This is a genomic window from Pseudoalteromonas sp. MB47 (assembly GCF_011319765.1).
Lineage (GTDB): Bacteria > Pseudomonadota > Gammaproteobacteria > Enterobacterales > Alteromonadaceae > Pseudoalteromonas > Pseudoalteromonas simplex.
In genome coordinates this window covers 118,855-131,819 of sequence record NZ_VFBD01000006.1, presented here as the reverse complement: position 1 = coordinate 131,819, position 12,965 = coordinate 118,855, and the positions used below count along the sequence as shown (strand labels likewise).

General features: G+C 43.7%; 11 protein-coding genes. All 11 read right to left on the bottom strand.

Going from position 1 to position 12,965, the window contains the following annotated elements:
• Nucleotide 1 precedes the first annotated feature (1 nt).
• From IMPJCBKJ_RS03245 to rsmH, 11 genes are read right to left on the bottom strand one after another with little or no spacing between them, the layout of a single operon-like run.
• Entirely contained in the window at nt 2–922 is a 921-nt protein-coding gene (locus IMPJCBKJ_RS03245) for a D-alanine--D-alanine ligase (RefSeq protein WP_138598841.1), read from the bottom strand.
• Nucleotides 919–2,370, bottom strand: a complete 1,452-nt coding sequence (gene murC / locus IMPJCBKJ_RS03240) for a UDP-N-acetylmuramate--L-alanine ligase (RefSeq protein ID WP_166338776.1) — start codon at nt 2,368–2,370, stop codon at nt 919–921. The genes IMPJCBKJ_RS03245 and murC overlap by 4 nt, the downstream gene beginning before the upstream one ends.
• Nucleotides 2,371–2,372: 2 nt before the next feature.
• Nucleotides 2,373–3,446 carry an undecaprenyldiphospho-muramoylpentapeptide beta-N-acetylglucosaminyltransferase gene (gene murG, locus IMPJCBKJ_RS03235; RefSeq protein ID WP_166338774.1) on the bottom strand — a complete coding sequence of 358 codons (1,074 nt, stop codon included), beginning with the start codon at nt 3,444–3,446 and terminating at the stop codon, nt 2,373–2,375.
• On the bottom strand, nt 3,443–4,618 hold the full coding sequence (gene ftsW / locus IMPJCBKJ_RS03230; protein ID WP_054552731.1) for a cell division protein FtsW: 1,176 nt from the start codon (nt 4,616–4,618) through the stop codon (nt 3,443–3,445). Before ftsW ends, murG begins: the two co-directional genes overlap by 4 nt.
• A complete protein-coding gene (gene murD, locus IMPJCBKJ_RS03225) occupies nt 4,615–5,940 on the bottom strand; it encodes a UDP-N-acetylmuramoyl-L-alanine--D-glutamate ligase (RefSeq protein WP_166338772.1) in 1,326 nt (441 codons plus the stop codon). The genes ftsW and murD overlap by 4 nt, the downstream gene beginning before the upstream one ends.
• Entirely contained in the window at nt 5,941–7,023 is a 1,083-nt protein-coding gene (gene mraY / locus IMPJCBKJ_RS03220; protein WP_054552733.1) for a phospho-N-acetylmuramoyl-pentapeptide-transferase, read from the bottom strand.
• Nucleotides 7,017–8,405, bottom strand: coding sequence for a UDP-N-acetylmuramoyl-tripeptide--D-alanyl-D-alanine ligase (gene murF, locus IMPJCBKJ_RS03215; RefSeq protein ID WP_166338770.1), 1,389 nt, complete (start codon nt 8,403–8,405; stop codon nt 7,017–7,019). Before murF ends, mraY begins: the two co-directional genes overlap by 7 nt.
• Nucleotides 8,402–9,880: a UDP-N-acetylmuramoyl-L-alanyl-D-glutamate--2,6-diaminopimelate ligase gene (murE, locus tag IMPJCBKJ_RS03210; protein ID WP_166338768.1), complete on the bottom strand. Its 1,479-nt coding sequence runs from the start codon at nt 9,878–9,880 to the stop codon at nt 8,402–8,404. Before murE ends, murF begins: the two co-directional genes overlap by 4 nt.
• On the bottom strand, nt 9,873–11,690 hold the full coding sequence (locus IMPJCBKJ_RS03205; RefSeq protein ID WP_054552736.1) for a penicillin-binding transpeptidase domain-containing protein: 1,818 nt from the start codon (nt 11,688–11,690) through the stop codon (nt 9,873–9,875). The genes murE and IMPJCBKJ_RS03205 overlap by 8 nt, the downstream gene beginning before the upstream one ends.
• Nucleotides 11,687–12,013 carry a cell division protein FtsL gene (gene ftsL, locus IMPJCBKJ_RS03200; protein WP_054552737.1) on the bottom strand — a complete coding sequence of 109 codons (327 nt, stop codon included), beginning with the start codon at nt 12,011–12,013 and terminating at the stop codon, nt 11,687–11,689. The genes IMPJCBKJ_RS03205 and ftsL overlap by 4 nt, the downstream gene beginning before the upstream one ends.
• Nucleotides 12,013–12,948 (bottom strand): 16S rRNA (cytosine(1402)-N(4))-methyltransferase RsmH, encoded by a 936-nt coding sequence (gene rsmH, locus IMPJCBKJ_RS03195; protein WP_054552738.1) that lies wholly within the window; start codon nt 12,946–12,948, stop codon nt 12,013–12,015. Before rsmH ends, ftsL begins: the two co-directional genes overlap by 1 nt.
• Between the last annotated feature and the right edge of the window lie 17 nt (nt 12,949–12,965).

Sequence of the window (12,965 nt, the reverse complement as noted above, 5' to 3'; positions counted from 1 at the left end):
ATTAAAGGGTTTGCTCCAAAATGCGAACAACTAATTGCTCAAAGCTTGCACCATTCGCTTTCGCTGCCATGGGCACTAAAGACTTTTCTGTCATGCCTGGTACCGTATTTACTTCTAATAAGTAAAAGTTACCTTGCTGATCACGCATCGCATCAACACGCCCCCAACCACTTGCACCCACTAAATCAAATGCTTTTAATGCCATATCTTGCAACAATTCAGTTTCTTGCGCGGATATATCTGCAGGGCAATGATACTGAGTTGTATTCGATTGATACTTAGCTTGATAGTCATAAAAGCCATTTGGCGTCGTCATCTCAATGACAGGCTGAACATCTTGCCCAAGTACAGCAACAGTAAATTCACGGCCAGTGATCCATTGCTCAACAAGCACTTGGCTATCAAACTTAAATGCAGCGTTAAGCGCCGCATCGAGTTGCTCAGCGCTGCTTGCTTCTGCCATACCAATGCTTGAGCCTTCATGTGAGGGTTTTACCATCACTTTACCAAATTCATTAATAATCGCTTGGCTATCAAACTCATGGCGGCTATCAACAACAGTGTAAGGTGCTGTGCTTAGCCCCATTGCTTTAAATAAGTGCTTACAACGCACTTTATCCATCGCAAGCGCAGAACCTAAAACGTCACTGCCAGTATATGGGATACCCATAAATTCAAGTGCACCTTGAATAGTGCCATCTTCGCCACCACGACCATGCAGAGCAATAAACACACGTTCAATGTTTAGCTCTTTTAATTGCCATAGCGGCTGATCTTTCGGATCAAAAGCAATGGCATCAACGCCAGCACTTTGCAAAGCATTCAATACAGCTTGGCCTGATTTAAGAGAGACTTCTCGTTCGGCAGATGTGCCACCAAAAAGTACCGCTACTTTGCCAAATTTGTCACTTAACTGGCTCATACGTTTACCTGCTTTAGTTGTTCAATAGACAACTCGGTTGCTGCTAACTTTTTCACTAACTGGCCAATGTTACCAGCGCCTTGTGTTAAAACTAAATCATTATCTTGCAGTGTACTGGCAAGAACACCAGCAAGCTCGGAGCTGTTGGCAATATGTAATGGTTCTTTACCACGCTGGCGTAAACTACGACATAAACTCTTGCTGTCGGCCCCCACAATTGGCTCTTCACCCGCTGAGTACACATCAAGGAGTAATAACTGATCAACATCAGCCAGTACTTTGACAAAGTCTTCGTATAAATCACGGGTTCGACTATAACGGTGCGGCTGATAAATCATCACTAAACGTTTATCTGGCCACCCTTCACGAACCGCCGCAATTGTTGCTGCAACTTCTGATGGGTGATGACCATAATCATCAACTAACATCACATTACCGCGTTCATTCTCAAAGCTTCCATAATGCTGAAAACGACGGCCTACGCCTTCAAATTTTGTCAGCGCTTCTAAAATTGCATGGTTAGCTATGTTTTGATCTTTAGCCACCGCAATCGCAGCTGTCGCGTTAAGCGCATTGTGCTTACCCGGCATATTAAGCGTAACGGCTAGGCTTTCACCTTGCTTATTTACAACATTAAATGAACAAGTATTCGCTGTTTGGCTAAAATCAACCATGCGGTAATCAGCTTCTGCCGACTCACCATAGGTAATCACAGGGCGTCCAAAGCGAGGGATCAACTCCGCTGCAACCTCAGAATCAATACACACGACAGCTAAACCATAAAACGGTAAGTTATGAATGAAATCAACATACGTGTCTTTCATTTTTTCTAAGCTACCGCCGTATGTATCCATGTGATCTTCTTCAATATTCGTGATCACCGACACCATAGGCTGTAAGTGTAAGAATGACGCATCACTCTCATCAGCTTCTGCAATTAAAAAGTCGCTTTTACCGACCTTGGCATTACTTCCAGCGCTGTTTAACAAGCCACCAATAATAAAGGTTGGATCAAGGCCCGCTTGTGCATAAATACTTGCTATTAAACTGGTTGTTGTTGTTTTACCATGAGTGCCCGCTACAGCAATACCGTGGCGAAAGCGCATTAATTCTGCCAACATTTCGGCGCGGCGAACAATTGGAATACGTGCCGCTTTTGCTGCTTTAATCTCAGGATTTTGCTCGTTAATCGCACTTGATACCACGACAACGCTGGCATCTTTTACATTGTTCTCATCATGACCAATAAATACTTCTGCACCCACTTGTATTAAGCGCTCAGTCATCGCACTGTGCGCAATGTCTGAACCTGTGATGCGGTAGCCTTCAAAAGCAAGTACTTCGGCAATACCACCCATGCCTGCGCCACCAATACCCACAAAGTGGATGGTGTCTATACGACGCATCGCAGGACGAGTGTTGTTTTCTTTCATCGTGCTTTCTTTCACTACTAATCTCTTCTATCTGCTAGTTGCTCACAGCGTTTTGCAACATTGGCTGTGGCATCTAAAATAGCAAGCTGTTTTGCTTTACTTGCCATTGTTGAAATTTTTTCTGGTGCATTTACGTAAGGCGTTAATAACTCAACAACCGCCGCTTGGTTAAACTCACTTTGCTGCATAATTAACGCAGCTTGCTCAGTCACTAAATACTTTGCATTGGCAGTTTGATGGTCATCGACAGCATGCGGAAAAGGCACAAATAAGGCCATTCTTCCGGCTGCCGCAATCTCACTCACCGTTAATGCACCAGCTCGGCAAATTACCAAATCAGCCCATTGATATGCGCTATCCATATCATCAATGAATTCAGCGACTTTACTATTTTCAGTTAACCCTAACCGTTGATAGCTGGCAGTCACATTCGGTTCATTATTTTTACCTGTTTGGTGCCATATATTAAGCGTTGTTAGCGCTGAAAGTTCACTGAATACAGCTGGTAAAGTCTCATTAAGAACTTGCGCACCGAGTGAACCGCCAACTACTAGCACATTAATCGGTGTCGCTGTTTGCTTTACAGTAACATTAGCGACACTTGCTCGCACTGGGTTACCCACCACTTCGCATTGTTCTTTTGCAAAAGCCGATGGAAAAGCAGCTAAAACTTTATTGGCAAACTTTGCTAGCCAACGATTACTCATGCCTGCAACGGCATTTTGCTCATGAATAACCAAAGGAATACCTAAGCTCTTTGCTGCAATGCCCGTAGGTCCAGTCACATAACCACCCATAGCTAAAACAACATCGGGCTTTTGTGCTTTTAAAATTTTGCGTGCTTGAAAAATGGCATTCATCACCATAAATGGTGCCTTGACCAAACGTTTAATACCATTGCCACGCACACCTTTCACATTGATAAAATCAATCTCAATGTTGTGCTTAGGTACTACCGTTGCTTCCATTCTGTCAGGCGTGCCAATCCAGCTAACCTGCCAACCTTGCTGTTTTAAAAAATCGGCAACTGCAATACCCGGGAAAATATGACCACCAGTACCGCCTGCAACAACAAGTAATTTTTTACTCATCGCTTACCTCCTCGAGAGGTTGCCTGCTTAGTTGCCATTTTTGTCTCAAAATCTATTCGCAAAAGTACACCTGTTGCTATGGTCATAATTAATAAACTAGAGCCACCGTAAGAAACAAACGGCAGTGTTAAACCTTTGGTTGGCAAAATACCCGCACTTGCGCCAACATTTACCATGGTTTGAAACGCAAACCAGATACCAATAGCAAAAGCAAAATAGCCTTCGTACTCTTTGCCGCATTTCAATGCTTTTTGACCAATTAACAGGGCTCTGAATACAAACACAGCAAGCACAATCAAAATACTTAATACGCCAAAAAAGCCAAGCTCTTCACCAATCACTGCAAAGATAAAGTCATTATGTGCTTCAGGAAGATATTGCAGTTTTTGCACGCTATTTCCTAAGCCTTGACCAAACCAACCACCTTGGCTGTATGCCATTAGCGATTGCACTAACTGATAACCTTTACCGAATGGATCTTCCCACGGCTCTAAAAAGCCTGTGACACGGGCCATACGGTATGGTTCAGCGATAATTAGCACTACCACGGCAGCAATACCCGTTAAAATAAGGCCAAAAAACTGCCATAACTTAGCCCCCGCTAAAAACAACAAACCAACTGTCGTCACAAACAGTACAACTACGGTCCCTAAGTCTGGTTGCATCAAAATCAAAAATGCATACACACCAAATACAGCTAATGGCTTGAAAAAACCTTTTAAGTTCTCTTGTACTTCTTCACGTTTACGTACCAAGTAACCGGCAATATAGCTAAAGAAATACAACTTGGCGGCTTCAGCAACCTGAAAGCCCACAGGGCCAATGGGTATCCAGCGCTTTGCACCGTTCACTTCACGGCCAACAATCAGCACTAAAACCAGCAAACCTAAACCCAGCAACAATAAATAGGCGTTACTGCGCTTCCACCAATCCATAGGCACATTTGTGGCAATCCAAAATAAGAAAAAGCCCATAATTAAGAACATGCCGTGGCGAATAATAATGTGATACGGATTATCAAATAATCGCTCTGCTGTTGGCATAGAGGCACTGGTTACCATCACAAAGCCAACGCCAATCAACATCAACATGCAATACAATAACGGCACATCATAAAGCTGTGGCGATTGCTTTGGTGTTAATGCGTCACGGATGTCAGCAAATGCAATCATACTGCCTCCGCCAATACGCACTGCGCAAAATCATCACCACGTTGCATGTAATTGTTGTACATATCAATGCTGGCACATGCAGGTGCTAATAAAACGATATCGCCACTGCTGCTTAAGTGTTTTGCTAGTTGCACAGCTTCATGCATGTTGGTGGTTAGGTGGCCTTTTTCGGTTAATGCTACGAGAGCTTTAGCATCCTTACCAAAACAAATAAGCGCTTTCACTTTGTTGTTTAAGTATGGCTTTAAGGCATCTAAATCAGCCCCCTTTGCATCACCACCGGCAATCACAACCAATTGCTTTGCTTGATCAGCTAAGCTTTCAATCGCAGCGATAGTTGCACCTACATTGGTCGCCTTTGAGTCGTTAAAGTATTTCACTCCATTAATTTCAGCGACAAACTGGCAACGGTGTGCAAGCCCAGTAAAAGCACTAAACGCTTGCTGGTAATACTCTTTAGCAATATCAAACGGGCTCAGTAATGCCATCACCGCTAAAGCGTTTTGTTGATTGTGTGAACCAACAACATTTAAGCAGCTTGCTGGTAATACTGGTTTACCGTGTGCTGCAAAGTGTTGTTCGCCTTGATGTTCAACCAAGGCAAAATCTGCATTGGCGAGCGCAAAGCTTACTTGGGGCTGCTTTGCAGTGTGTGTTGCCACATCAATGGCATTAACTACAGCAAGCTCTGAGCCATTATAAATACTTTGTTTAGAGTCTATGTATGCTTGATAACTTGAATAACGATCGAGGTGGTCTTCACTCACATTCAACACACAGGCACTTTTCGCTTTTAAGCTATGCGTGGTATCAAGTTGAAAACTCGACAGTTCAAGTACATACACATCATAGTCTTGCGATAGTAAATCAAGTACCGCAGTACCAATGTTGCCACCAAGGCCAACTTTATAACCGGCCGCTTTCAGTACTTCAAACGCCAATGTGACCACTGTCGACTTACCATTTGAACCTGTCACCGCAACAATTGGTTTATCGGTCAAACGGGCAAAAAGCTCCACGTCACCAATCACTTCAACACCAGCATCAATCGCTTTTGCTACAGCGGGTGTCGCGAGGCTTAAACCTGGGCTGATAATAATAATGTCATTGCTGGCTAAGTCTGCCTGTTCTAAATCACCAAAGTGAGTCGTTAGCTCACTGGCATGCTCATTTAGCCAATCAGCACCCGGCGGCGCTGTGCGGCTATCAACAACAATTGGCTTAATATTCTGAGATAATAAAAAACGCACAATGCCCAGACCGGTTACACCGAGTCCGAGCACTGAAATTTGTTTGTTTTTAATCTCGTTAATTACTGTCATTTACCTGATCTTCAATGTCGCAAGGCCAGCAAGCACTAGCACGATTGAAATAATCCAAAAGCGCACAATTACGCGCGGCTCAGGCCACCCCTTTAATTCATAATGGTGGTGAATAGGCGCCATTCTAAAAATACGTTGACCACGTAATTTGTATGAGCCTACTTGTAAAATCACCGACAATGCTTCCATTACAAACACACCACCCATGATGATAAGTACCAGTTCTTGACGAACCAGCACCGCAATAATACCCAGTGCACCACCAAGTGCTAATGAACCTACATCACCCATAAATACCTGTGCTGGGTAGGTGTTAAACCATAAGAAACCAAGTCCAGCTCCCACAATTGCTGTACACACAACCACAAGCTCACTGGCGAGCGGTAAATGCGGAATATGTAGGTAGCTTGAGAAATTAACGTTACCTGTTAAATAAGCAATAATGGCGAGTGCTGCCGCCACTAAAATGGTTGGCACAATCGCTAAACCATCAAGGCCATCTGTTAGGTTTACCGCGTTCGACGTACCTACAATTACAAAGTAAGTCATCACGATATAAAACAACCCTAGCTGTGGTAGCACGTCTTTAAAAAACGGCACAACTAACGAGGTTTCGCTGCCTTGCTGCGAGGTAAAATAAAGTGCGCTGGCAACCACTAACGCAATCACTGATTGCCAAAAGTATTTCCATTTAGCAATTAACCCTTTAGGGTCTTTGCGGATCACTTTACGGTAGTCATCAATAAAACCAACCACACCTAACGAGCCCACGACAAATAAGGTTGCCCAAACATATTTATTTGAAAGGTCTGCCCACAGTAATGTGCTGGTAAAAATCGCCCCTAAAATCAAAATGCCGCCCATAGTTGGCGTACCTTTTTTAGATAGGTGAGATTCTGGACCATCGTGACGAACCACTTGACCAATCTGCATTTTTTGCAATGCACGAATTAGCTTAGGACCAAAATAAAGTGAGATAAGTAGCGCTGTTAAAATACCTAAAATTGCGCGCAGCGTTAGGTAAGAAAAAACATTAAAGCCACTGTAATATTGTGTTAAATACTCTGCCAGCCAAACTAACATGACGATACTCCATTATTGCCATTTTGCTGGCTATTTACTAAATCTGTGACCACAAGCTCCATACGAGAACTGCGCGAACCTTTTACAACAACAGTGGTTTTTTGCGTCGATTGAGCAAGTTCACTTTGTAATTGTTGTAATAATTGTTCACGGCTTGAGAAGTGGCGGTTTGGCTTTTCAAATACATCACTGGCTGATTTACTTAATACACCTAGGCTGTAAAGCTCATCTATGCCTTTTTGCTGTGCATATTCACCGACTTGTTGATGATAAAAACGCGCTTCTTCACCAAGCTCCCCCATATCACCTAACGCAAAAATACGACGCCCCGGCATATCACTTAACAAATCAATTGCCGCTTTAACCGATTGCACATTCGCGTTGTAGGTATCATCAATCACCGTCAATGTGTCTGACACTTTAAGGACGTTTACACGACCTTTAACTTCACCCATGGTTGCCAGCGCCGATGCGACACTTTCGAGACTTACACCGAGCTCAGTGGTTAAGGCGGTGGCTATTAACGCATTAGCAATATTATGCTTGCCCGGTAATGCCAGAGTGACAGGTACTTTTTTATCTTTATTGCAAAGCACAAAAGAAGCGCGCGCTTGTTCATCAAGCACCACATCTTCTGCCCAATAATCTAATTGTTGGCTAGTAGAAAAACGTTTTACGTTGCGATTAGTTAATTTATCAAGCCAAAAATCGGCATAATCGCTGTCGCAATTAACTACGGCAACACCATCAGGCTTTAAGCCATCATAGATTTCGCCTTTGGCCGTTGCTACACCTTGTAATGAGCCAAAGCCCTCTAAGTGAGAAGCTGCAACATTACATACCACAGCAACATCAGGTTTCGTCATTGCAACGGTGTAAGCAATTTCACCAATGTGGTTTGCACCTAACTCAATCACCGCATATTGGTGTTGTGGTTCAAGGCGTAATAACGTGAGTGGTACGCCAATGTCATTATTAAAGTTGCCTTTTGTTGCTAGTACTTCACCATGACCAGATAAAATCGCCGCACACATTTCTTTTACGGTCGTTTTACCCACGCTACCAGTAATAGCAATTGTTTTCGGTGCAACCTGTGCCATCACAGCTGCGCCGATGTGACCTAGCGCAATACGTGTGTCACTAACCACAAACTGCACAATATCGACATTAACAGGGCGCGCTACAATAGCAGCTGTCGCGCCTTTTTCTTTTGCTTGCGCAACAAATTTATGGCCATCAAAATTAGGCCCTTGTAGCGCTAAAAACACTTCACCGTCACACAAAGTACGGGTGTCAGTGTTAATATTTTTTACCGTTTGATTACCACCTTGGTAATCGGTTGCTAGAACTTTAGCTAGCCAATCAAAATCCATAGGGATCATAACTGCGCCCCTTGCGATTTTTCTTTTAATTGTTGTTGTACATATTGACGATCGCAGAAGTCGATTCGTTGGTCGCCAATAATTTGATAATCTTCGTGACCTTTGCCCGCAATAAGGATGACATCATCAGCACTCGCTTGCGAAATGGCATAACTAATAGCCTGCGCGCGGTCTGCTTCACAATGTGCGCGTTCAGGCTGCTTAAGCCCCGCAACCACATCAGCGATAATAGCGTCAGGGTCTTCACTTCTTGGGTTATCGCTGGTGACAATAATACGGTCTGCATTGCCTTCAGCTGCTTTTGCCATCATAGGGCGCTTGCCTTTGTCTCTGTCACCACCACAGCCAAACACACAGCTAACGCCACCTGAAACGTGCTTTTGCAATGCTTGTAATGCCAGTGCTAATGCATCAGGAGTGTGGGCATAATCAACAATACAAGTCGGTTGACCTGGCGCACTAAATGCCTGCATGCGCCCAGCAACAGGCTGCAATGACTTACATCCTTCAACGAGTAAATCAAGTGGGTAACCCATACCTAATAAAGTGGCCATAGCAGCGGCTAAATTATATAAGTTAAACTCGCCAAACAGTGTGCAATTAACTTCGGCTAGCCCCCAGCTGGTATCAAACTTCGCCGAAATACCGCTGTTATCATAAGTTACATCGCTAAAATAAACAAAACGCGCATTTTCAGGCGTGAGGTTTTTATGGCCGTAACAAATTAGATTATTGAAGTCGTATTTTTCTAACCATGCTTCAACTTGAGCATCATCTTGATTAAGCACCACAAGCTTTGGCATATGGTCACGCATTAACATTAACTTGGCATCAGCGTAAGCATCCATGGTGCCGTGATAATCTAAGTGATCGCGTGTAAGGTTAGTAAATACTGCTGCTTTAAACTGACAATTATCAACGCGATGCTGCACTAAACCATGAGATGAGACTTCCATGGCCACAACATCATTCTGCTCTGCGACAAGCTCAGATAAAATACGCTGTAAATCAACGCTCGATGGCGTGGTGTTTGCAAGCTCAGTTAGATTATCAGGATGCCCATAACCGAGCGTACCTATCACTGCTGCGCGTTTATGACAGTGCTGTGCTAAGTGCGCAATCATTGCTGTGGTTGTTGACTTGCCATTGGTGCCTGTCACACCCACTAAATCAAGCTGCTTTGATGGTTGCTGGTAAAAAGCTGCTGCAAGTGCTGGCAGCTTTTTCGCTAAATCGGTAACTAAGTAAAGTGGTTCAAACTCACTTTCGAACTCACATAAACGGTCAGCAATAACTGCCACCGCACCATTTTCAATGGCTTTGTCAATAAACTGTCCGCCATCAAGCTGATGGCCTTTAATGGCGACAAACACATCGCCAGCTTTTACATCTCGACTATCAAGACGTAGTTGGTTAACCAATAAACTATTGGCCTCAACATCAATTTGATTAAGAATCGGTTTTAAATCACGCATCGTTATCTTTGCCTTCTACGTACGCAACCGCATCTTTGTCCGGTGCAACGTTTAGAATTCTTAAGGCATTGGAGACAATCTCTGCAAATGCAGGGCCTGCCGTCGCACCGCCGTAATAAACATCTCCACCCGGTTCATTAATCATTACTACTACCGCTAAACGTGGGTTACTCGCTGGCGCAATACCAGCAAAATAGCCAACATATTCGTCACCATACCCGCCCACAGCGGCTTTCTTAGAGGTACCTGTTTTCGCAGCAGCACGATAGCCATCAACATGAACTTTTTGTGCAGTACCACCTTTTTCGAATACGCTTTCCATCATGTGAACAACCGCTTCAACGTCTTTTTGTTGGAAAATACGTTCACCCTCTGGCACTGACTCTTGTTTAAGAACTGTTAGCGGGCGCATAACGCCACCAGAGCCTAACATGGCATAAAAACGCGCCATTTGAGCGGTACTTACAGCTAAGTTATAACCAAATGATAATGCAGCAATTTCATGATCTGACCAGCGTCGATTTGGGTAAAATAAACCGCTGCTTTCACCAACCATGCCTGTACCACTATCACTGCCAAACCCCACCTTTTGGTAAAGCCCTACAAAATAGTCTTTTGGTACTTCTTGACTGACCTTAGTTACACCCATATTACTTGAATACTTTAAGATTTCTCTTAAGGTCATCTCACCATGGTTACGGGTATCTTGCACAAGGCTGCCACCCACACGCATCCAGCCAGGATAAGTATCAATAATTGAATCCGGTTGAATTGCGCCGTAGTCTAAACCAGCTAAAATGGCTAGTGGCTTAACAGTAGAGCCTGGCTCAAACAAATCGGTGATAGCACGGTTACGACGCTTATGCGGTGCAGCATCGTTTAAGTTATTAGGGTTAAACGATGGGCTATTCACCATAGCTAATACTTCGCCGGTTTTAACATCAACAACCATGGCTGAACCCGAAGTAGCTTTATAGGTTAGAACTGCTGATTTTACTGCTTTATAAGCAATCGCTTGAATGCGCTGATCAATACTTAAATGAATGTTTTCAGGCTCAACACGTTCACGCTCATCAAGCACTTCTACTTCACGGCCTTGGGCATCTTTACGAATGGTGCGCTGACCTTCAACACCCGTTAACGCCTTTTCGTAAAGCTTTTCGATTCCCTCAATACCATGACCATCAATGTTAGTAAATCCAATAACATGGGCTGTTACTTCACCGGCAGGGTAATAACGTTTTGACTCATCAAGTAAGTGGATACCTGGTAAACGAAGATCACCAATATAGTTAGCAACAGCAGGGGTAACCTGACGTTTTAAGTAGACAAAACGACGCTTTGGATTATCACGAAGGCGAGAGTTAACTTTACTTGGGTCAATGCGTAATACATCCGCAAGTTCACGCCAGCGAATATCATTATTGTAATAAGCGGCAATACGTTTATCTAACTCAACCGTATTTTCAGCCAGTGCTTGTTGATCTTCACCATTTTTTCTAGCTTGACGCAGTACCTTACTGATCAGTGATTTATGCAGCGCTTTCGGATCCGCATACACACTTACCACAGGTACGCTGACCGCCAACTCTTTGCCATTGCGATCGAAGATCATGCCACGTTGCACATGTTGTTTTTCAACACGCACAGTTCGTTTATCACTTTCAGAACGCGCTTTATCTGGTTCAATAACCTGTAAAAAAGCGGCACGCGCAACCAGCGTCATAAAGACTAAAAACACCACTGAGCACACCAGCAAAAAACGCCATGTGATTAAGGTATTTGTTGGCTTTTTCCCTCTGCTTCTCATCGCAGTATTACCACCTGTTCGTCTTGGCTAGTTGGCCGTTTCATTTCTAATTGCATAGTCGCGACTTCTTCAATGCGCGCATGCTGTGAATAAAACTCTTCTTCTACGAGCAAGTAACGCCACTCAAGATCGAGCTCATCACGCTCTTGCAATAATTTGTCTTGTTCAATCAATTGCTGACGCGCTAGATGCGTCACCTGAACCACACTCAAACTAGATGCGAGGATCACAACCAACAAGGCCAAGGTCAGCTTATTAGCTCCTAGGCCTTTGAAAATTTCTGTAAATAAATTAGGTTGGCGATGTGTCGCTTTAGCTTTCATTACAACCTCTGCGCAACCCTTAACACTGAACTACGTGAACGCGGGTTTGCTTCAATCTCCGCCTTACTTGGCTTAATGGCTTTACCCACTGCCTTTAACGTCAGGTTTTTGTTTATTTGTGCGTCCGTCAAAGGCAGACCTCTGGGTATCGCCTCTCCCTTACTCTGTTTTTTAATAAACTGCTTAACAATGCGATCTTCTAACGAGTGGAACGAAATAACCACTAAACGTCCCCCTGGTTTTAAAACCTCAACAGCGGCTTGCAATGCAGTTTGAATTTCTTCAAGCTCACTATTGATATAAATACGGATCGCTTGGAATGTGCGTGTAGCTGGGTGTTTGTGCTTATCTTTAACTGGCACAGCTTCATCGACTAAATCAGCAAGCTGCTTAGTACTTGTGATTGCAGTGTGCTCACGTGTTTCAATGATCTTATGAGCAATTCGACGACCAAATTTTTCTTCGCCATAGGTTTTAATCACATGCGTGATATCTTCTAGTTCAGCTTCAGCTAGCCATTGTGCAGCACTGCGACCACTGGTTGGATCCATACGCATATCAAGTGGGCCATCTTTCATAAAACTAAAACCGCGTTCAGCATCATCAAGCTGTGGTGAAGAAACACCGATATCCAACAAAATACCGTCAACTTTACCGATTAAATCGTTATCTTCAGCAACCGCTTTTAGGTTTGAAAAACGAGTGTGAGCAATTGAAAAACGCGCATCATCGGCAAATTTTTCGGCGGCTTTAATAGCTTGTGGATCCTGATCAATCGCCTGTAAGCGACCTTGTTCACTTAAACGCGCAAGAATTTGCCCCGAGTGCCCACCGCGACCAAATGTGCCATCCATGTAAATGCCTTCAGGTTTAATATCCAAAGCATCTATGGTTTCGTCCATCAGTACAGAGACATGTTCAAATTGCGCTGTCATTAGCTATTATTTGCCTT